The sequence below is a fragment of the Streptomyces sp. NPDC014861 genome (genome assembly GCF_043081625.1).
Taxonomy (GTDB): domain Bacteria; phylum Actinomycetota; class Actinomycetes; order Streptomycetales; family Streptomycetaceae; genus Streptomyces.
Window position 1 is genome coordinate 604702 of record NZ_JBIBWV010000001.1, and the last position, 20794, is coordinate 625495.

The window sequence follows — 20794 nt, forward strand, 5'->3', positions numbered from 1 at the left end:
GATGACGCACCCTCACTCGCCCCTCGGCTCCAGGCAGATGAGGCTCTCGTCCGTTCCGACGAGGAGGGCACCGGTGGCCGTGACCGCGACGGCGCGGACCGCCGGGCCCGGCCGGAAGGCGAGCCGCCGGCCTCCCTCGGCCGGGATCAGCTCGACCCGTCCGTCGGCCCAGGCGGCCGCGACCAGCGGGCCGCCGGGGGCCGGGGCGGCGTGCAGGGCGACGACGGGCGACGGGCGCTCCGCCAGCGGTTCGGGGACCGGCGCCCGCCCCGGTGTCCAGAGCCGTACGGTCCCGTCGGCGCCGCCCGAGCAGACGAACGGCGCCTCCGACTCGACGGCTGTCACGGCGGTGACCCGGCCGCTGTGCGAGGCGGCCTGGTGGAGGCCGTTGACGCCGAAGGCGTGGACCGAGCCGAGCCGGTCCCCCACCACCACGGAGCCCGCGATGGCCGCGAGCGCCGTGCCGGGGTGCCGGGAGAGGGTGGTGGAGACAGCCTCGGTGAGCCGCTCCAGATACGGCGGGCGGGGCGCCGTGCCCCGTACGGTGTGCAGCCGGCCGCGCTCGTCGAGCAGCAGCACCGTCCCGTCGGCGGTGGGCGCGAGGGCGGTGATCCGGCCGCCGACCCGGTGGGCGAGCCGCCCCTCGCCGGAGGCGTCCGCCTCCCGCAGCAGCCGGACCGTGCCCGTGCGGTCGCCGACGAGCACGAGCTCGGCCGAGGGCCCGCCGGCCGTGGCGCCGAGCACGGCGACCGGGCCGGGCCACGGTGGGGAGACGTCGCCCCGGTGCCGGGCCCACCGCACCCGCCACGCCGCCGGCGCCGCCCGTGCGGTGAGGGCGGGCCGCAGCCGGGGGTCGGCCCCGTCGCCGAGCGCAGTGAGCAGCACCAGCGCCCGGTCAGCCGGTCCGTCCGCCGCGCACAGCGCCTGCCCGGCCCGCAGCCAGGCGTCGCGCAGCCCGCCGTGGTCGTCGGCGGAGGCGGTGGTGTAGCCGGTGGTGACGAGGAGGGGGTCGGCGGCGCAGACGGCGACGGGATCGGAGAGGTCGGGGAGCGGCGGGACCGCCCGCGCGGGCTCCGGGCTCCCCTCCCCGTCGAGGTCGACCACGGTGGTACGGGCGGCGCGCGGCGGCCGGGTGCCGGTACGGGTCTCCACGACGAGCCGGATCCGCCCGACCTCGGCGAGTCCGGCGAGCAGCTCGGTGACGGCGTCCGGTTCGGCGGCGGCGTGCAGATCGGTGAGGAGCAGCACGGTCCGGCCGGTGCGGCGGGCCTCGCTGGTGGCGAGCGCGTGGCCGAGGTCGGCCGGTGTCCTGGCGACCACGCCCAGCCGGTTCGCCAGCGTCCAGGCCGTGCCGAGGGCGCTCTGCCCGGCGAGCGGGACGAGGATCCGGTCGGTGCGCCGCCGGCCGCGCCGGGCCCGGGTCCCGTGGGCGGCGAGCCAGCCGAGCAGGGCGGTCTTGCCGCTGCCCGGGGCGCCGGTGACCAGGCACAGGCGGGGGGCGTCGGGGTCGGTGAGCCAGCCGAGCAGGGCGGCGGCCCCGGGATGCGTACCCGTGGGGGAAGGTCGGCGTCCGTCCGCCGGGGACGGGGTCGCGGACGGCATGGGGCAACCTCACGGCGGCGCGGTACGGGCGACTGTCGACCACGACCTTAGTGGGCGCGGAGCCCGGGGAGACCGTCCCGTCACGGGTCCGGTCCCCCCGGGACGGGGGTCACTTCTTCGGGTCGTGGCCCGCCGCGATGGTCCTGATCCGGTCGGCCTGCATCTTCGCCGCCTCCTGCGCCTTCTCGGCGGAGACGCGGCTGCCCGCGACGTAGGAGACGACCGAGCCGACACGCATGTAGACGTTGGTCCCCTCCGGATCGCTGTAGGTGAACGCCTCGGTGGTGTCGGCGCCGCTGTCGAAGGTCAGCGGCTTCACGGAGCGCTTCTTCTGGACGTCGGCCTTCTTCCAGCCGGCCGTCATCTTCTCCACGTGGGTGGTGGCCTGCTCCTGCGAACCGAAGACGAAGAGCAGGTAGTCGATCCGCTGGTCGGAGGAGCCGCCCGCCACGGTCTCCCGCAGTCCGCCGAGCGTGACGCCCTCGCAGGGCGCGTCCGTCCGCCCGGTGCAGAGCTCGACCGCCTCGGCGCCCTGGGCCGTGACCGGCGCGCTGCCCTGGAACGCGTCACCTACGTCGGTGTCGCGCGGCAGCGCGCGGGACAGCCCGGTCGCGTCGAGCGAGATGTTGTCGCCCTCGCCCGTGGCCTCGTCGAGGGCGTCGAGGGCGTCGCCCGCGCATCCCGTCAGGCCGATCAGCAGCGCCGCCGCGACGGCCGTGGCACGTAAACCTGTCCTCATCCGAAGTCCCCCTGTGACTCGGTGGATTGACATGATCAACCCAGCCTAGCGGAGGCTCACACCTCTCCGTTCGCGCCCGTGAAGTGCTCGCGCACGAGGGCCTCGACGACCGGGAGGTCCTGCGCGGCGAGGGCGTCCAGGAGGGCGCTGTGCTCGGCGGCGTCCGCGACGAGGTCCGCGTGGCGCGGGACCGGGGCGCTGAGGAGGGGCCACTGGGAGCGGCGGTGGAGGTCGTCGGCGACGGCCAGGAGCTGCTCGTTGCCGGCGAGGGCGAGGACGGCGCGGTGGAAGGCGCGGTCGGTCTCGGCGTAGTGGGCGCGGTCGCCGCGGGCGGCGGCGGCGCCGGTGGCCTCGGCGAGCGGGCGGAGCCCGGCCCAGCGGGCGGCCGGGACGGTGCGGGCCAGCCGGAGCATGACGGGGACCTCGATCAGCGCCCGGACCTCGGCCAGCTCGGCGAGCTCGCGGGGGGTGCGGACGACGACGCGGAAGCCCCGGTTGGGGACGACCTCGACGGCGCCCTCGACGGCGAGGCGCTGCATGGCCTCGCGGACGGGGGTGGCGGAGACGCCGAAGCGCTCGCCGAGGGCGGGCGCGGAGTACACCTCTCCGGGGCGCAGCTCGCCGGCGACGAGGGCGGTGCGCAGGGCGTCAAGGATCTGGCCGCGGACGGAGTGCCGGCGCACGGCGCGGGGGCCGTCGCCGGGGAAGGGGAGGGGGGTCTCGCCGTGGGTGTGCTCGCCGCGGGCCTGCTCGGGGACGCGCGGGCCCTCCGGTGCGGCGCCGTACCCGCCGTCCGCCGCTCCGCGCCCCTCCCGGGGGGAGGCTCCGCGGGCGGTCCCGTAGGTGTCGTCCCGCCGTCCGTCCCCGGGGTCGCCGAATCGCACGGACGGTCCCTCCGTCGCCCGCTCGCGCGCTGCGCCCTGCTCCACCCGGGTCCTCCTGCGGCCTCGTGCCGGGCCCGGCTCGCGATACCGGGGTCCCCTGTGCACCATAGGCGAAATGACCGTTCCGTGGGATCGCGCCCACGGGTGGCGGGCAGCCCGCGGGGCGCCGGTGGTGAGACGCGATGACGTTTCGGGTAAGGTAAGGCTAACCTGCTAACGATCGCGATTCGGTGGTCCGCATGACCGTCCACGCCCTGCTGTCCTCGCCCCTCGCCTCGCCCGTCGCGGCCTCGTACGCCCGACTCGCCGAGGTCTTCTCCGGCCTGCGGATCGAGGAGTCGGCCGGGGACGAACGGCTGCCGCACGGTGCCGGCTGGGTCGGCGCCGCGGAGCTGGCGGCCGGCGGTGCCGCCCTCGACGCCTTCCTCGCCTGGGACAACGCGCAGGTGCTCCGCGACTACGGGCAGCAGGCCCGCCCCGACGTCGTGGCCAGCTTCGGTCTCCACCGGTACGCCTGGCCCGCCTGCCTCCTGGTCACCGTCCCGTGGTTCCTGCACCGCAGGGTCCCCCGCCTCCCCGTCGACGCCGTCTCCTTCCAGCGGGCCCTGGGCCGGATGACGGTCCGCGTCGAGGAGTTCGCCTGCCTGCCGGACGACCCCGCCGCCGGCCTCCCCGGCGCCCGGGTCGTCCCCGACGAGGACGCGCTGCGCGCGGAGGTGCGCGCCTCGCTCGCCGAGCACTTCGAGGCCCTGCTCACCGGCTTCGGCCCCCGGATGCGGCGTGGCCGGCGCGCCCTGTGGGGGATGGTGACGGACGAGATCGTGGAGAGCCTCTGGTACATCGGCGCCCTGCTCGGCGAGGAGGAGCGGGCGATGTCCGAGCTCGAGCGGCTGCTGCCGGGGACGACGGGCAGGCCGGAGAAGCCGTACGCGGGCGGGGCGGCGTTCCGTCCGCTGCCGGGGGCCGAGGCGCCGGACGGGACGCCGCGCGCCACCCGGGACCGGGCCACCTGCTGCTTCTTCTACACGCTGCGCCCCGAGGACACCTGCATCACCTGCCCCCGCACCTGTGACGCGGACCGGGTCCGCCGCCTCGCCGCGACCGCCTGAGCCGCCCGCCGCCCCCCACGGCTCACACCACCCCCACGAGTGACGTGAATCGAACGCCGCTGCGACCTCGCGGCCGGTCGTTCGACCAGAAGGTACCTATTCGTATGCCCTGAGCCCCCGTTGGCGTGCTCTTGCCCCGAAACCCCGTGTGCCCGCCGATCGGTCGGACAGTATGGGCGGCCAAACGCCCCACTGCGATGCGAGGGACACCGCATGAGACTGACCGACATATCGCTGGACTGGCTGCTTCCGGGCGGCGTGCTGGTGGCCGGAGTCCTGACGGCGGTTGCGGTGCTCGCGCGCGGGAAGCGCGCCGGTGACCAGGCCGCGGCCGAGGACTCCTGGGAGCGCAGCGAGGAGCGGCGCAGACGCAAGGAGGCCATCTACGGCTTCGCCTCGTACGGGCTGCTGTTCTGCTGCGCCGCGGTCGCGGCGGCGCTCTCCTTCCACGGGCTCGTCGGCTTCGGCCGGCAGAACCTCAACCTGACCGGCGGCTGGGAGTACCTGGTCCCGTTCGGCCTCGACGGCGCCGCGATGTTCTGCTCGGTGCTCGCCGTCCGCGAGGCCAGCCACGGCGACGCGGCCCTCGGCTCGCGTCTCCTGGTCTGGCTCTTCGCGGGCGCGGCGGCCTGGTTCAACTGGGTGCACGCGCCGCGCGGCCTGGGCCACGACGGGGCCCCGCAGTTCTTCGCGGGGATGTCCCTTTCGGCGGCGGTCCTCTTCGACCGCGCGCTGAAGCAGACCCGCCGGGCGGCGCTCCGCGAGCAGGGCCTGGTGCCCCGCCCGCTGCCGCAGATCCGCATCGTGCGGTGGATACGGGCTCCGCGCGAGACCTTCGCGGCCTGGTCGCTGATGCTCCTGGAGGGCGTACGGACCCTGGACGAGGCGGTGGACGAGGTCCGCGAGGACCGGCGGGAGAAGGAGCAGAACCGGATCCGCCGGCGCGAGCAGGCCAAGCTCGACCGGGCGCAGATCAAGGCGCTCAACCGCCAGCACCGGGCCTTCGGGCGCGGCGGCGGACGCCAGGTGGAGGTGGCGGCGCTCGGCACCGCCACCGGGACCGGCGGGGGCCAGGCCCCCGGGTCCGGGCCGGGTTCCGCGACGCCGGCGGTCTCCGCCGCCGTCGCGGAACCCGCCATACCGGACCCGGGACAACTGCCGCTACGGCCCCGGCCCTCCCTGCAAGCCGTCGGGCGGAGTGACGCCCGCGGCGACGCCCGCACGGTGGACCTCACCGCGGAGGACGACACCCAGTCGCTCCCCCGGATCGCGGAGTTCGACAACCTGGAGCGCGAACTCTCCGAGATGAAGCGCCAGCTCGGCTAGCGGGACCGCGCAGGACCCGGACGGCGGGGCCGCCTCTCAGGCGGCCCCGCCGTTCAGTTCGAACCAGACGACCTTGCCGGCGCCGCGCTCCTCGATCCCCCAGGAGTCGGCGAGTTCCCTGACGAGGAAGAGCCCCCGGCCGTGCGTACCGTCGTCGGCGGGCGGTACGAGCGGGCCGGTGAGTCCGCGCTCGAAGTCACGGACCTCGACCCGGAGCTGGACCGGGTCGACCGTGGCGGTCACCACCGCTCCGTTCGCGGTGTGGACGAGCGCGTTGGTGACGAGTTCGCTGGTGAGCAGTTCGGCGACGTCGCCGGCGCCGGGCTCGCCCCAGGCGCCGAGGAGTTCGCGTAACGCGTGCCGGAGCTCCGGCACCGCGGTCAGGTCCGCTCCCCCCACCTTTCTGAGCATCTGAGTCGGCTGTCGCGCCTTCCCGGCCATAGCCCCCCACCCACGATCGTGTCGAACAGGCTCACGGGGAAGCCTGCCCCGCGAGCCTGCCCGCATGCGCGGAGCCCCGGGCGGCTCAGGGCCTCGGCACGTTGCGCAGGTTGGACCGGGCCATCTGGAGCATCCGGCCCACTCCCCCGTCGAGGACGATCTTGCCGGCGGACAGGGCGAAGCCGGTGACCATCTCGGCGCTGATCCTCGGAGGGATGGAGAGGGCGTTGGGGTCGGTGACGACGTCGACCAGGGCGGGGCCCTTGTGCCGGAAGGCGTCCTTGAGGGCGCCCGCCAGGTGCTTGGGCTTCTCGACGCGCACCCCGTAGGCGCCGGCCGCGCGGGCGACGGCCGCGAAGTCCGGGTTGCGGTTGGTCGTCCCGTACGAGGGCAGTCCCGCGACCAGCATCTCCAGCTCGACCATGCCGAGCGCGGAGTTGTTGAACAGCACGATCTTCACCGGCAGTTCGTACTGGACCAGGGTGAGGAAGTCGCCCATGAGCATGGTGAAGCCGCCGTCGCCGGAGAGCGTGACGACCTGTCGGCCCCGGTCGGTGAACTGGGCGCCGATCGCCTGCGGCAGCGCGTTGGCCATCGAGCCGTGACTGAAGGAACCGATGATCCTGCGGCGCCCGTTGGGGGTGAGGTAGCGCGCCGCCCAGACGTTGCACATGCCGGTGTCGACGGTGAACACGGCGTCGTCGTCGGCGAGTTCGTCGAGGACGGAGGCGACGTACTCGGGGTGGATCGGGGTGTGCTTCTCGACCTTGCGGGTGTACGCCTTCACGACGCCCTCCAGGGCGTCGGCGTGCTTCTTCAGCATCTTGTCGAGGAAGCGGCGGTCGGTGCGGGCCCTGATCCGGGGGATCACGCACCGGAGGGTCTCCCGGACGTCCCCCCAGACGGCGAGGTCGAGCCGGGAGCGGCGGCCCAGGTGCTCGGGGCGGACGTCGATCTGCACGATCCGGACGTCGTCGGGGAGGAAGGCGTTGTACGGGAAGTCGGTGCCGAGCAGGATCAGCAGATCGCACTCGTGGGTGGCCTCGTAGGCGGCGCCGTAGCCGAGGAGTCCGCTCATGCCGACGTCGAAGGGGTTGTCGTACTGGATCCACTCCTTGCCCCGGAGGGCGTGTCCGACGGGGGCCGCCAGCCGCTCGGCGAACTGCATCACCTCGGCGTGGGCGCCCGCGGTGCCGCTGCCGCAGAAGAGCGTCACCCGCTCGGCCGCGTCGATCATCCGCACCAGGGCGTCGATCTCGGAGTCGCCGGGGCGGACGGTGGGGCGCGTGGTGACGAGCGCCGATCCGGCGGCCTTCTCGGGCGCGGGCTGGTCGGCGATGTCGCCGGGGAGGGCGACCACCGAGACGCCGCCGCGGCCGACGGCGTGCTGGACGGCGGTGTGCAGCAGCCGGGGCATCTGCTTGGGGTTGGAGATGAGTTCGCTGTAGTGGCTGCACTCGCGGAACAGCTGGTCGGGATGGGTCTCCTGGAAGTAGCCGAGCCCGATCTCGCTGGACGGGATGTGGGAGGCGAGGGCGAGCACGGGGGCCATCGAGCGGTGGGCGTCGTACAGGCCGTTGATGAGGTGGAGGTTGCCCGGGCCGCAGGAGCCCGCGCAGGCCGCGAGGCGCCCGGTGATCTGCGCCTCGGCGCCCGCGGCGAACGCGGCGGTCTCCTCGTGGCGTACCTGGATCCAGTCGATGGCGGGGTTGCGCCGGATGGCGTCGACGACCGGGTTCAGGCTGTCGCCGACGACGCCGTACAGCCGCTGCACACCGGCGCGGACGAGGATGTCGACGAATTGTTCCGCTACGTTCTGTTTGGCCATGGATCCATCAACACACGGCCCGGCCGGTCACGCCTCCCAGACGGCGGCCCCCGTACGGTCATCGGCGTACCCCGTCACCCGCAGCTGGGTGTCGGCGAGGAAGGCGGCGAGGCCGGGCGGTTCGGCGCCGGTCCAGCGGGCCGCCAGCTCGCGGGCGAGCTCGGGCTCGCCGCGCATCGGTTCGGCGAGACCGGGCGAGGCGAGGAGCAGGGTGTCGCCGGGGCGGGCCACGGAGGCGCGGAAGCGGAAGGGTTCGGCGGGCGGCGGGACGGGCTCCTCCACGAGCGGCCCCGGGGCGGTGGTGATCCCGAGGTCCATGGTGAGCCGGTCGCCCTCCTCGGTCGCCTCGGGCGTCCCGTGCGCCGGGGTCGAACCGAAGCCGACGACCGGGGCGCCGGTGACCGACGCCGGGTCGGGCAGCAGCGGTTCGATGTCCTGCCAGGCCCCGTCGCGGAGCCGGAAGAGTCCGCCGCCGCCGACCCCGAAGAAGACCCGGGTGCGGCAGTCCGGGTCGGCGGGGATGAGGAGGCAACGCAGGGTCGCGGTGTACAGGTCGGGCGCCACGCCCCGCTCGATCGCGCGGGCGCGGAGCCGTCCGTAGGTGCGGTCGGTGAGACGGTGCAGCCCCGACTTGAGGTCGCCGCGGCGGCCCGAGCGGATGTCCTCGGCGAGCCGGGCGTGGCTGCGTCCGACGGCCTCGCCGATCCAGCGGCAGGCGTCGGCGGCGGCGAGGTGGGCCTCGTCGGCGGCGCGGGAGCCGGCGGCGACGGCGACGAGGACCAGGGCGGTCTCGTCGTGCCCGAAGCGGGCGGTGAGCAGCGCGTCCCGGCGGGGCTCGCCCCGGTAGCGGGCGGAGTCGCCGCGCACGGAGGCGGCGCGGAGGGTGGCGGTGCCGTAGCGGGCACCGTCGAGGACGGTGTCGGCGACCAGGTCGCCGAGCTCGCCGGGGCGCGCGGTGGGCAGCGCGGTCGGCTCGGCCTCGTAGGTGGGCGGCCGGCTGCCGACGAAGCCGGTACGGGGCCGGGGGACCGGCGCGGCCACCGGCACCTGGACCGTCGCCTCGTGCCCGGCGGGCAGGTGCACCCGCACGGTGGCGTCGTCGGCCGGCTGCCGTCCTGCCCGGGTCGCGGCGACCGGCTCGGGCTGGTGCTCTTGCTGGTGCTCGGGCTCCCGGGTCGGCGATGGCGACGCGGAGGGCGCGGGCGGTGCGGGCGATGCGGAGGGCGCGGGGGGCGCGGGCGATGCGGAGGGCGCGGGCGATGAAGGCGGCGCGGGCGCTGAGGGTGGTGCGGGCGGTGCAGGGAAGGTGCGGGGGCCGGTGCCGGGCGCCTCCCAGGGCGCCGGTCCGAACACCGCGGGCGCCGGCGGCGCGGACGGTACGGGCGGCGCGACGGGGCGGGCGGGCGGGTCCGGTGCGGGGACCGGAGCCGGGACAGGGGCCGGGGTGAGGGCCTCCGTGCGCGGCGGGGCCGGGGGCTCCGGGGGCGCGGGGGTGGGAGGTGCCGGCGGTGGGGCGGGGGGTTCGGGCGCGGTGGCCCGGGTGGCGGAGGCGAAGCGGGCGTCGAGGGTGTCACCCGGAGACGCCGGGGCGCCGTCCTCCGCCGCTTCGTCGTAGAGCGCGTCCCACCAGTTGTCCCCCTGCTGCGTCATGCCCCTATTGTCCACCGCGGGCGGCCCGGGAGAACGGGACACGGGAAAAACCGTTGCTGCGAATGGGTGGTCCGCCGGACGACCCCACCCCCCACGGGAAGGACGTCCGGCGGACCGTCGTGGTCAGCGCACGTCGTAAGCGCGGACCACGGTCTGGGTGACGGAGTTGCCCTTGGCGTCCGTCAGTTCGGTCTTCAGGGTGACCGGCCTGCCCGTCGCGCCCGTGTGGTTCACGGTCGCGATCCACTCGCCGCCCGCCTTGGCGACCGGCGCCTCGGTCCAGGTGGTGCCCTCGTCGTAGGAGTACGAGAGGGAGGCCGAGGTGAGTGCGCCCGGCCGGTACCCGGCGTGACCCGTCACGGAGAGGCGGATCCGCTGGCCGTCGGTGGCGGCGAGGGTCTTGAGTCCGTCCACCGGCAGGTCGTACCGGGGGAAGAGAATCGGGATGCCCTGAGAATAGACCGTCTCGTCGAGCTGGGAGGTGAATTTCCAGATCGACTGTACGGAGGTGGAGCGGGCCCAGTTCCGGTTGCCGATCTTCGTGGTGTTCTGTTCCAGCTCGTACGTGCCGCGCTCGGCGGGCACCCGGAAGGCTCCGAAGGGCCAGGCGTTCTCGCCGATCAGCTCGCCGTCGCGGCGCAGCCGCAGGTTGCCGAGGTCGCCGAAGGAGCCCGGCTCGGCGTGGTGGACGCCGTCGCCCCACATCGCGGCGGCGAAGCCGATGAGGTCGCCCTGCCGCTCGGAGACGAGGACGGGGGCGCCGGAGTCGTCGCGCGGGGCGGTCGGGACGACGACGCCGTCGTACCAGCGCTCGGTGCGGCGCTCGCCCGCGGTGTAGGCGTGCCGGTCGCCGACCATCAGCTCGCCGTAGGGGAAGCTGCTGCCGGTCAGCTGCCGCCAGGAGGTGTCGCCGGGCGTGTAGTACTCGGTGCGGCTGCCCGGGGCGGGGACGGTCTCCAGGCCGGCGAAGCCGGCGGAGGTGCCGTTCGGGCGGTACGCGGCGGGGAAGTTCATGAAGTCCGCGGCGACGCCCGCCGAACCGTAGGAGACCTCCGAGCGGCCGAGGCGGGAGTCGCGGACCCGGTACTCGCGGTCGCGCCCGACCTCGCCGGTCTCGGGGAAGGCGAGGCTGTAGACGTACGAGGGCTTGGCGGTGGCCTTCCAGCGCAGGGTGACCTCGCCGGCGGCGAGCTTGCCGAGGAGGACGCCCGCCTCGGCGGCCGGGACCGCGAGGACCGGCAGGCCGGCGCCGGTGAAGCCGCCGGCCGGGTACCAGCGGTGCGGTGAGGCGCGGTGGACGACGACACCGACCGCGCCGGCGGCCTTGGCGTCCCTGGCCAGGGCGGCGACGCCGGTGGTGTCGTCGGGGACGCGGACCAGGGCGAGACGGCCCTGGACGCCGGCGGCCTTGAGCTCGTCCGGGGTGCCGGTGCCGGCGTCGACGAGCCGGGCGGACCCGGTGCCGTCGAGGTTGTCGGAGCCGGTGGAGGCGGTCACCGCGTGCAGGTCCGTGCCGTCGCCGGTGCGCAGCGAGGAGAGCTGCGGGGCGGCGGCGCGCCAGTAGCTGCCGGACTCGAAGGAGCCGTCGCGGGCCTCGCCCTCGACGGAGGCGAAGTAGGAGCGGATGGTGCGCGGGCCGATGGCGGTGCCGGCGTGCATCCAGACGTCGTCCCAGGAGCGGGCGAACGCGAGGGTGGCGCCGCGGACCTCGGAAGGGCGGTCGGTGCGCACCGAGAGGCGGGCGGCCCGGCGGGCGTCCAGGACGACGGTGGTGTCCTTCCTGACCTCCAGCTGCGGGCGGGCCAGGTGGGTGAGCGAGTCGGTCAGCGTGGCGCCCTCACCGGCGTCGGGGGTGGCGACGAAGGAGGTGAGGAAGTAGCCGCCGGGGCGGACCCGGAAGACCTGGTCGGCGGCGCCCTCGTTGAACCGGCGCTCGCCGGTCGCGGTGTCGGTGCCGATGACGTCGAGCGAGGAGGGGCCGCCGGCCGGCCTGCCCAGGCGGTCGATCAGTTTGACGCGGAGGGTGACCGTCTCGGGCTCGACATGCAGGGAGAAGGGGGTGGAGACGTGGACGCCACCGCGGGCGGTGGCGACGACCCTGCCCGTGACGTCGCCGTACTGCGCGCGCTCCAGGTGTGCGGTGGGGTCGAGGGCCAGCGGGACCTCGACGGTCGCGCCGGGCGGGACCTCGACCCTGCGCTTGCCGAGGCGGGCGACGGAGGACCGGACGGTGGAGCCGTCGTTGCCGGTGACCTTCTCGACGGCGAGGTCGAGGGTGACCGGGGCCTCGGAGGTGTTGGTGTAGGGGACGGTGACGGTGGTGCGGTCGCTCCTGTCCTGCGGCCAGTGGTAGGTGCCGCCCTGGACGGCGGGGGCGGAGAGCACCGTCTGGTCGATCGCGGCCTTGACGTCGAGCCGGCCGCCTCCGGTCTCCCGGACGTCGCCGGGGATGCCGGTCTCGGCCGAGGAGACGAGGGCCGCCTTCAACTGCTGGGCGGTCCAGTCGGGGTGACGCTGCTTCAGGACGGCTGCGGCGCCGGCGACGTGCGGGGTGGCCATCGACGTACCGGACATCGCCTGGTACGCGTAGAGGCCCCGGCCGCCGGCCGCGGCGGCGGAGATGCCGACGCCGGGGGCGGCGATCTCCGGCTTGAGGGTGTGCGCCTCGTTGGCGGTCGGGCCGCGGCTGGAGAACCGGGCGGTGGAGTCGTCGCGGTCGGTGGCGCCGACGGTGAGGACACCGGGCGCGCAGCCGGGCGAGGAGACGGAGTTGAGGGCCGGGCCGGTGTTCCCGGCGGCGACGACGAACAAGGTGCCCTTGTTCTGGGCGAGTTGTTCGGCGGCGGCGGACATCGGGTCGTCGCAGTCGGTCTCGGAGGGGTTGCCGAGGCTCATCGAGACGACGTCGGCGCCCTGGGCGACGGCCCACTCCATGCCGGCGATGATCCACGAGGTGGCGCCGGATCCGGAGTCGTCGAGGACCTTGCCGTTGAGGAGCTGGGCGCCGGGGGCGACTCCCTTCTTCTTGCCGCCGCTCGCCGCGCCGGAGCCGCCGACGGTGGAGAGGGTGTGGGTGCCGTGGCCCTGGCGGTCGTCGGTGGTGTCGGAGCCGGTGAAGTTCTCCGAGGCGACGATCCGGCCCTTGAGGTCGGGGTGTTCGGCGTCGGCGCCGGTGTCGAGGACGGCGACCTTGGTGCCGGTGCCGTCGTAGCCGGCGGCCCACGCCTCGGGGGCGTGCACCTGCGTGGTGGAGCGTTCCAGGGTGGCCTCGACCTTGCGGTCCAGCCACAGCTTGTCCAGGCCGGTGGTGGAGGCGCGGGCGGTGGGGGCGGAGACCTCGGCCCAGAAGGTGGCGGCCTGCTTCTTCTCGGCCGTGAGGGCGACCCCGCCGATCGTCCTGAGGACCTGGCCGCGGCGGGCGCCGCGCGGGGCGGTGAGGGGGGAGCGGCCGAGGTCGGAGCCGTGGACGGCGATCAGCGGCAGCGTGGTGGTGGAGGCGTCGTCGTATCCCTGGCGGACCAGGCCGGTGACGTTGAACAGTTCCTCGTCGACCCGGTCGGCGGCGAGCGCCTCGGTGGCGCCCTCGGGGTAGACGTAGAGGTCCGGGCCCGAGCGGCGGGTCTGGACGAGCGGCACGGTGCCGTCCTCACGGGGCAGGACGGTGGCGACGGGGTTGCCCCGCTCGTCGCTGCCGACCAGGACGCGGTCGCCGGTGACCAGGGTCACCGTGGCGGGCCTCCCCCGGCCGTCGGCCGGGAGGATCCCCGTCCCGCGACGCTCCCCGACGGGGGCCTGGGTCTCGCTGCCAACCGGTAGGCGTTCGGCGGGGCCGCCGGCCGGCGGCTGGGCCGCGACGGACGGCAGGGCCGCGGTGACGGCCAGGACGGCGGCGGTCGCCGCCCCCAGGGCCGTACGCGAAATCGGGCGCATCGCTCTCCCCATCTGAATCCGGACAACAAGCGCAAGTCACCTGTATCCGGAGGCGGTTGGTGCTGCGGTGGCGCCACATTGGCAGAGGTGGGGGCGGTACAGGGATGATGGGCGAGGCGGGAATACGCCGTGGCCGATTCCCGCCAGGTCACCAACGGAACGAATGCCTCCGGAACCCGTGCGCGGAACATCGCGCGCCGCCCTCCGGACGCACGGCGAGGGGCGGGAACCGATGCTGGGAGCGATAGGACTGGACGAGCGGCAGGAGTCGGCGTACCGGGCGCTGATCGCGCTCGGGGCGGCCGAGGTCACGGACCTGGCGCACCGGCTCTCGCTGCCCGAGCACGACACCGAGCGGGCACTGCGCCGCCTGGAGGCGCAGGGGCTCGCCGCCCAGTCCTCGGCGCGCACCGGCCGCTGGGTGGCCGCGCCGCCCGGGGTCGCGCTCGGCGCGCTCCTCACCCAGCAGCGGCACGAACTGGAGCAGGCCGAGCTGGCGGCGGCTCTGCTCGCGGAGGAGTACCGGGCCGAGGCGACCGAACCGGCCGTGCACGATCTGGTCGAGGTGGTGACCGGCGCGAGCGCCGTCACCCACCGCTTCCTCCAGCTCCAGCTCGGCGCCACCGAGGAGGTCTGCGCGCTCGTCACCGGCAAGCCGATCGCCGTCTCCGGCATGGAGAACGACGCCGAGGAGCTGGCCGCCGGGCGGGGCGTGCGCTACCGGGTGGTGGTCGAGCGGGAGGTGCTGACCCTCCCCAGCGGCCTCCTCGAACTGTCGGCGGCGCTCGGCCGCGAGGAGCGGATCCGGGTGGTGGACCGGGTGCCGACCAAGCTGGTGGTGGCCGACCGCAGCCTCGCGATGGTCCCGCTGACCGGCCGCGGCGCGGAGCCGGCCGCACTGGTGGTGCACGCGAGCGGCCTCCTGGAGTCGCTGATGGGCCTCTTCGAGGCGGTCTGGCGGGAGGCGCTGCCGCTGCGGCTGGGCGCGGGCGCCCAGGTCACCGAGGAGCAGGCCCCCGGCCCGGACACCACCGACCTGGAGATCCTCTCCCTGCTGCTCGCCGGCATGACCGACGCGAGCGTGGCCAAGCAGCTGGACCTGGGTCTGCGCACGGTCCAGCGCCGGGTGAAGGGCCTGATGGAGCTGGCCGCCGTCACGACCCGCCTCCAGCTGGGCTGGCACGCGTACGAGAGGGGCTGGGTGGCCCGCTAGGGCCACCCAGCCCCTCTCGTACGGGCTGGGTGGCCCGAGGGCCTGTCGTCCGCTCGTTCGGGTCTCGCGACCTGCGGGAACGCCCGGTCTGGGAGAGGCTGGGCGCGTGGGTGTGTGGCAGCTCCTGATGGTCGCGGCGGTCATGCTCCTCGGCCTGTTCGGGGTCCTCACCCCCGGCGTGCCGGGCAGTTGGCTGGTGTGGGCCGCCGTGCTGTGGTGGTCGCTGAACGAGCAGACCGGCCTGGCGTGGATCCTGCTCGTCTCCTCGACCGCCCTGATGCTGCTCACCCAGGTGGTGGTCTGGCAGCTGCCGCCGCGCCGCTTCCGGGGCGTGGGTCCGACCCGGCGCACCCTCGGCTGCGCGGGCGGCGGCGCCCTCCTCGGCTTCGTCCTGCTCCCGGTCGTGGGCGCCGTCCCCGGCTTCGTCGGCGGCGTCTACCTCTCCGAGCGCCTCCGTCTGGGCGGGCACGGACAGGCCCGGGCCGCCACCCGCGCCCTGATGCGCGCCGCCGGCACCAGCCTCCTGGTGGAGCTCTTCGCCTGCCTGCTGATCGTGGGCGCGTGGGCGGGCGCGGTCATCGCCGGGTGACCTCCAGGTACCGCGCGGCGTACGACCGCCAGGGCGCCCACTCCGGGACGTCCGGTCCGGCCGGGTCCGGCACGTCCGGGTCGCCGAGGGAGCGCACCCGGATGCGGGCGGCGGCGCGGGGCGAGACGCCGGGGAGGCCCGTGAGGACACGGGCGGCCTCGTCGCGGTCGGCGCCCGGGTCGAGGCGGAGGGAGCCGTCGGCGAGGGCGCGGGCCAGCGGTCCGGCGAGGGCGTGGCCGGTGAGGTCGGCCGGGGCGGGGAAGAGCGCGCGGAGCGTGCCGTGGGGGGCGGTCAGCGGGGTCCCCGAGGCCGCCAGGACGCGGGCCGACTCCTCGGGGCCGAGCACGGTCCGCAGGGCGTACTCCTCCGGTTCGGCGGCCCCAGGCGAGCGGATGCCCGGCCGGGCCGCAACCGGGCCCGCGAGGCGCGGATCGGCGCCGAGCCGCTCCGCGACCGCGTACGGGTCGGCGTCGAGGTCGAGGAGGCGGCGCAGCCGGTGCACGGCGGTGGTCAGGTCGCGCAGTTCGGTGAGGTGCAGCCGGGCCTCCAGCCAGTCGCCGGGCGCCCGCTCGTCGACGGCGACGGTCCCGGGGCCGTACGGCAGCCGCAGGGTGCGCCGGTAGGTGCGGTCGCCGGGCGGCCCGGTGACCTCCTCGACGCCCGGCAGGGCCTCGGCGGCCAGCAGGTCGAAGACCTCGCCGGCGGCGTACGGCCCCCGGTGGGCGAGCCGCAGCGGTACGCCGGTGGCCGGGGTGGCCCCGGGCCCGGGGGCGCCGGGCGTGTCGGCGCGCAGCTCGGTCGGGGTGCGGGCGTAGACGGCCCTGATGGTGTCGTTGAACTGGCGGACCGAGGCGAAACCGGCGGCGAAGGCGATCTCCGTGACCGGCAGCGTGGTGGTCTGGAGCAGGACGCGGGCGGTGTGCGCCCGCTGGGCGCGGGCCAGCGCCACCGGTCCGGCGCCCAGCTCGGCGGTGAGCTGGCGCTGGACCTGGCGGGTGCTGTAGCCGAGCCGGACGGCGAGTCCTGGCACGCCCTCGCGGTCCACGACGCCGTCGCCGATCATCCGGACGGCCCGGCCGACGACGTCGGCCCGGACGTTCCACTCGGCGGAGCCGGGCACCGCGTCGGGCCGGCAGCGGCGGCAGGCCCGGAAGCCGTGCCCCTGGGCGGCGGCGGCCGTCGGGAAGAAGGCGACGTTGCGCCGCTTGGGGGTGACGGCGGGGCAGCTGGGCCGGCAGTAGATGCCGGTGGTCCGCACGGCGAAGAAGAACTCGCCGTCGAAGCGCGCGTCCCTGCTGCTCACCGCCTGGTAGAGGGTGTCGCCCTCGTCGTCCGTCATGGGTCCAGTGTGCGGCGGCGCACCGCCGCACACGCGCGGGATTCGGACAGGGCGCTGCCGCTACCGCAGCCGGCCCTCGCGCTTGAAGGCCATGGCGGCCCGGCCCTCGGCGCCCTTGCGCTTCCAGTCCTTGCGGATCTCGTTGCGCAGCCGGGCGTCGGTCTTGGCGACCAGGCGCTGGTTCTCGCGGACGAGCTTGCGGTAGCTCTCCATGCGGCGCACCGGGAGGCTGCCCTCGTCGAGGGCGGCCAGGACGGCGCACCCCGGCTCGGACTCGTGGGAGCAGTCGTGGAAGCGGCACTCGGCGGCCAGCTCCTCGATCTCCGCGAAGGTCTGGCCGACGCCGGCCTCCGCGTCCCACAGGCCGACGCCGCGCAGGCCGGGCGTGTCGATGAGGACACCGCCGGCGGGCAGCACGAAGAGGTTGCGGGTGGTGGTGGTGTGCCGGCCCTTGCCGTCCACGTCACGGGCCGCCTGGACGGTCATGACGTCCTCGCCGACGAGCGCGTTGGCGAGGGTGGACTTGCCGGCGCCGGAGACGCCGAGGAGGACGGTGGTGCCGCCGGAGACGACGGCCCGCAGGACGTCGACGCCGTCCCCGCTGGCCGAGCTGATCGGCAGCACCTCGACGCCGGGCGCGACGCCCTGGACGTCCTCCAGCAGATGGGAGAGGACGACCGGATCGGGCACCAGATCGGCCTTGGACAGGACGACGGCGGGCCGCGCTCCGGACTCCCAGGCGAGGGCGAGGAACCGCTCGATCCGGCCGAGGTCCAGCTCGACGGCGAGCGAGACGGTGATGACGGCGTGGTCGACGTTGGCCGCGAGGACCTGGCCCTCGGACCGCTTGGAGGAGGTGGACCGGGCGAAGACCGTACGCCGCGGCAGCAGCGTCCGTACGTACCGGGGGTCGCTCGCGCCCTCGGGGTCGACGGCGACCCAGTCGCCGGTGCAGACGACCCTCAGCGGGTCGTGCGGCGTCACGAACGCGGTGTCCGCACGGACGACGCCGGCCGGCGTCGCCACGTCGCACTGCCCGCGGTCGACCCGGACGACCCGGCCCGGGACGAAACCCTGGGCGGCGTACGGGGCGAAGTCCTCGGCCCAGCCGGCGTCCCAGCCGTGGGCGTCGAGGACGGAGGAGGTGGAGGTGGAGGAAAGCGAAGAAGACAAGGGGAACCCTTCACAGGGCGGCCCCGGCCGCGCGCACCGCGCGCGAGGAGGGAAGGTGTCAGCCGGAGACCACGGGGGTGGGAACGATGAACTCCTGAATGCGGGCAGAGCCCGTCACCGTGACAGTCATCAATGTCCTCACCTCCTGCTTCCCGGTTCTCGACGTGCCGACATCCGCCCCCTCGGGAGCGGATGAACGGCACTGTAGTCCGGCCCTCCGTCAGCGCACCACCGGTTTTAACGGACGGCCGGGCTGCTGCCGAAGGCCTTGACGGCCTGGTAGTAGGTCCAGGCGGTGGAGTCGCACGCGGTGCGGGTCGCGCCGGAGTAGCGGGTGCAGACGCGCTTGAGGTCGGCGTGGAAGGCGTCGTCGAGGCGGGCCTTGTTCGCGCTGAAGGTGCCGGCCTTCTTGTAGTTGCGGTAGCCGAAGTCGTGGCGGGCGCAGGAGGTCTGGAACGGGAAGCCGAAGGGGTTGTCCGGGGAGGACGAGCAGTAGTCGGTCGACCAGTCGAACCCGTAGGCGGACCAGTTGCCCTGGTTGGCGCGGGCGGTCACCCAGGAGTTGTAGCTGGCGGCGCTCGTCTGGGTCCAACCGCTCAGCACCTGCGGCTTGTCGGCGGGCGCCGCCGAGGCGGGGGTGGCGAGGGCGATGATTCCGGCTACTGCGGTGGCCGTCACTGCGGCGAGTCGACTGCGCATCAGGGGTCCTCCCCGGGGAGCGGACCGGGGATCTCCCGGCGCCGTTGCCCCGAGCGTGGAGGGCCGGGATATAGCGGATCCCTGACGCAGCTGTACGGAATCTCCACGCGGCGCGGGGGTGCTCGCCCCTGGTGCCGGTACGGGGGCCGGGTGCCGGTCGCCCGTTGCCGGTGCCGTTCCGGTCGGGGTTCCGGTTGCCGGGAGGATGCCGATCGGATCGGCGGCGCGGGGGCGGGTGTTCGGCCAAGGTGGTTCCGCAGCCCGCGTCGGTCGTCGAGAGGACTCCCAGACCCCATGGACTTCCAGCTGCTCGGTCCGGTCGAGGCCACCCGGGACGGCCGGCGCGTGGCCCTGTCGGGGACGAAGGCGCACACGCTCCTCGCCGCCCTCCTGCTGGCCCGCGGGCAGGTCGTCCCGGACGCCCGGCTGAGCAGGCTGCTGTGGGGCGCGGACCCGCCCGCCACGATGAGCGCGCAGATCTACACGTACGTCTCCCGGCTGCGCAAGCTGCTGGACCCCGAGGTCACCCTGGAGCGCCGGGCGCCGGGGTACGCCATCAGGACCGGGGAGAGCCGGGTCGACATCCTGGAGTACGAGCGCCTCGACCGGCTCGGCCGACAGGCGCTCCAGGAGCACCGGCACGCGGAGGCCGCCACTCTCCTGCGTGAAGCACTGGACCTGTGGCGGGGCCCCGTGCTGGTGAATGTCACCGAGTTCCTGGCGGAGGAGGAGGTCCCGCACTGGGAGGAGGAGCGCGCCGCCACCCTGGAGAACCGGATGGAGGCCGATCTCGCCCTGGGCCGGCACCAGCGGATCGTCGCCGAACTCGCCCGGCTGGTGGCCGATTTCCCGCTGCGCGAGCGGCTGCGGGCCCAGCTGATGACGGCGCTGTACCGGTGCGGGCGGCAGGCCGAGGCGCTCCAGGTCTTCGACGAGGGCCGGGCGGTGCTCGCCGACGAGCTGGGGGTGGACCCCGGCCACGGGCTGAGGGCCGCGCACCAGGCCCTGCTGTGCGCCACGCTCGACCTCGCCCCGCCGCACGCGGAGCAGCCCGCTCCGGTGGGTGCGCCTCCGTCCGCCCCGCCGCCGGGCGGCGGTCCCGTCGGACCGCCCCGGCCCCGCACCGCCTCGCCCGGTCCGTCCCCTTCTATGGGACCGGCGACCGCGCCGCCGTTCATGCCGCCGCCCGACACCCCGTGCTTCACCGGACGCGCCCGTGAGCGCGCCGTACTGGGGCGCCTGCTCGCCGCCCGCCCGGCCGAGGCCCCCGCCGGTCCGCGCCGCTGCCTGATCACCGGCATGGCGGGCGTCGGCAAGACGGCCCTCGCCGTGCACGCCCTGCACGCGGCCGGGGCGGCGTTCCCCGACGGGCAGCTGTACGCCGACCTGACCGGCCCGTGCGGCACTCCCGAGGACCCCCGCGAGGTGCTGGTGCGGTTCCTCCGCGCCCTCGGCACCGAGCCGCCCCGCTCCGTCGCCGGCGACCTGGACGAGCTGGTGCGCGTCTACCGGACCCGGACGGCGGACCGCCGGCTCCTGGTCCTGCTGGACAACGCCTCCGAGCGCGCCGCCCTGGCCCCGCTCCTGCCGGCCGGGCCGCACTGCGCGGTCCTGGTCACCGGACACGTCCACCTCGCCGCGGAGACCGGCCCCACGGTGCTCGCCCTCTCCCCCATGAACCGCGCCGAGTCCCTCGCGCTGCTCGCCGCGGCGGCGGGCGGTGCCCGCACCGCCGCCGAGCCGGCCGCCGCGGAACGGATCGTGGAGCTCTGCGCCGGACTGCCGCTGGCGCTGCGGATCGCCGGGGCCCGGCTCGTCGCCCGCCCGCACTGGTCGGTGGCGCGCCTCGCGCAGCGGCTCGCGGCCGAGCCGACGCGGCTCGCGGAGCTCTCCTTCGGCCGCCTGGACGTGGCCAGGGCCCTGGCGCGGCTGCTGCGGCGCACCGACACCGAGAGCCGCGAGGTGCTGACCCGTCTCACGGCTCTCGGCCCGCGGCCCTTCACCCCGGACTCCGCCGCGGCCGCGCTCGGCCTGCCCGTCCGACGAGCCGAGGACCTGGTCGAACGGCTCGCCGACGCCTGTCTCCTGGAAGCGCGGCCCGCTCCGCCCGCCGCCCCGGGGGAAGCGCCCGTCCCGTCCTTCCGCTTCCACCCCCTGCTGCTGCTCCACCTCCAGTCCCTCCCGATACAGCGCCCGGCCCGCACGTCCCTCTCCGCGCCTCCCCCGGTGCCACCGGTGTCCGATCCGTACAAGACCCGGTTCCCCTGAGGGC

15 protein-coding genes are annotated in these 20794 nt (G+C 75.3%); 5 read left to right on the plus strand and 10 right to left on the minus strand.

Features of this window, described 5'->3' with window-relative positions:
* Window positions 1-12: 12 nt before the first annotated feature.
* The 3 genes from ACF1BN_RS02610 to ACF1BN_RS02620 form a co-directional block, all read right to left on the minus strand.
* The gene (locus ACF1BN_RS02610; protein ID WP_392329745.1) at window positions 13-1602 is read right to left on the minus strand and encodes a hypothetical protein; all 1590 of its coding nucleotides are present in this window, start codon (window positions 1600-1602) and stop codon (window positions 13-15) included.
* 109 nt (window positions 1603-1711) lie between these two features.
* Window positions 1712-2341, minus strand: coding sequence for a hypothetical protein (locus tag ACF1BN_RS02615; protein WP_392329746.1), 630 nt, complete (start codon window positions 2339-2341; stop codon window positions 1712-1714).
* A 56-nt stretch (window positions 2342-2397) separates the two neighbouring features.
* Window positions 2398-3270 carry a GntR family transcriptional regulator gene (locus tag ACF1BN_RS02620; protein ID WP_392329747.1) on the minus strand — a complete coding sequence of 291 codons (873 nt, stop codon included), beginning with the start codon at window positions 3268-3270 and terminating at the stop codon, window positions 2398-2400.
* Window positions 3271-3464: 194 nt separating this feature from the next.
* Here ACF1BN_RS02620 and ACF1BN_RS02625 point away from each other — a divergent pair, with 194 nt between their 5' ends.
* Window positions 3465-4334, plus strand: a complete 870-nt coding sequence (locus tag ACF1BN_RS02625) for a (2Fe-2S)-binding protein (RefSeq protein WP_392329748.1) — start codon at window positions 3465-3467, stop codon at window positions 4332-4334.
* A gap of 213 nt (window positions 4335-4547) precedes the next feature.
* Window positions 4548-5660, plus strand: coding sequence for a DUF2637 domain-containing protein (locus ACF1BN_RS02630; protein WP_392329749.1), 1113 nt, complete (start codon window positions 4548-4550; stop codon window positions 5658-5660).
* A 36-nt stretch (window positions 5661-5696) separates the two neighbouring features.
* Here ACF1BN_RS02630 and ACF1BN_RS02635 read toward each other — a convergent pair whose 3' ends face one another.
* The 4 genes from ACF1BN_RS02635 to ACF1BN_RS02650 form a co-directional block, all read right to left on the minus strand.
* Window positions 5697-6071: an ATP-binding protein gene (locus tag ACF1BN_RS02635; RefSeq protein WP_392329750.1), complete on the minus strand. Its 375-nt coding sequence runs from the start codon at window positions 6069-6071 to the stop codon at window positions 5697-5699.
* A 115-nt stretch (window positions 6072-6186) separates the two neighbouring features.
* Window positions 6187-7929 (minus strand): pyruvate dehydrogenase, encoded by a 1743-nt coding sequence (locus tag ACF1BN_RS02640; protein ID WP_392329751.1) that lies wholly within the window; start codon window positions 7927-7929, stop codon window positions 6187-6189.
* Window positions 7930-7956: 27 nt separating this feature from the next.
* Window positions 7957-9579, minus strand: coding sequence for a protein phosphatase 2C domain-containing protein (locus ACF1BN_RS02645; protein WP_392329752.1), 1623 nt, complete (start codon window positions 9577-9579; stop codon window positions 7957-7959).
* Between the two features lie 123 nt (window positions 9580-9702).
* Window positions 9703-13509 carry a S8 family serine peptidase gene (locus ACF1BN_RS02650; protein ID WP_392329753.1) on the minus strand — a complete coding sequence of 1269 codons (3807 nt, stop codon included), beginning with the start codon at window positions 13507-13509 and terminating at the stop codon, window positions 9703-9705.
* Window positions 13510-13741: 232 nt separating this feature from the next.
* On the opposite strand from ACF1BN_RS02650, the gene ACF1BN_RS02655 reads away from it, so the two are divergent.
* Entirely contained in the window at window positions 13742-14722 is a 981-nt protein-coding gene (locus ACF1BN_RS02655) for a helix-turn-helix domain-containing protein (protein ID WP_392329754.1), read from the plus strand.
* Between the two features lie 106 nt (window positions 14723-14828).
* Window positions 14829-15311: a DUF456 domain-containing protein gene (locus ACF1BN_RS02660; RefSeq protein WP_392329755.1), complete on the plus strand. Its 483-nt coding sequence runs from the start codon at window positions 14829-14831 to the stop codon at window positions 15309-15311.
* Here ACF1BN_RS02660 and ACF1BN_RS02665 read toward each other — a convergent pair.
* The 3 genes from ACF1BN_RS02665 to ACF1BN_RS02675 form a co-directional block, all read right to left on the minus strand.
* Entirely contained in the window at window positions 15298-16650 is a 1353-nt protein-coding gene (locus tag ACF1BN_RS02665; RefSeq protein ID WP_392329756.1) for a DNA-3-methyladenine glycosylase 2 family protein, read from the minus strand. The genes ACF1BN_RS02660 and ACF1BN_RS02665 overlap by 14 nt on opposite strands.
* Window positions 16651-16710: 60 nt before the next feature.
* Window positions 16711-17823, minus strand: coding sequence for a ribosome small subunit-dependent GTPase A (gene rsgA / locus ACF1BN_RS02670; RefSeq protein ID WP_392329757.1), 1113 nt, complete (start codon window positions 17821-17823; stop codon window positions 16711-16713).
* 237 nt (window positions 17824-18060) lie between these two features.
* A complete protein-coding gene (locus ACF1BN_RS02675; RefSeq protein ID WP_392329758.1) occupies window positions 18061-18522 on the minus strand; it encodes a phospholipase in 462 nt (153 codons plus the stop codon).
* Between the two features lie 294 nt (window positions 18523-18816).
* Between ACF1BN_RS02675 and ACF1BN_RS02680 the strand changes: the two genes are divergently transcribed.
* Window positions 18817-20790: a BTAD domain-containing putative transcriptional regulator gene (locus tag ACF1BN_RS02680; protein ID WP_392329759.1), complete on the plus strand. Its 1974-nt coding sequence runs from the start codon at window positions 18817-18819 to the stop codon at window positions 20788-20790.
* The last annotated feature ends 4 nt before the right edge of the window (window positions 20791-20794 follow it).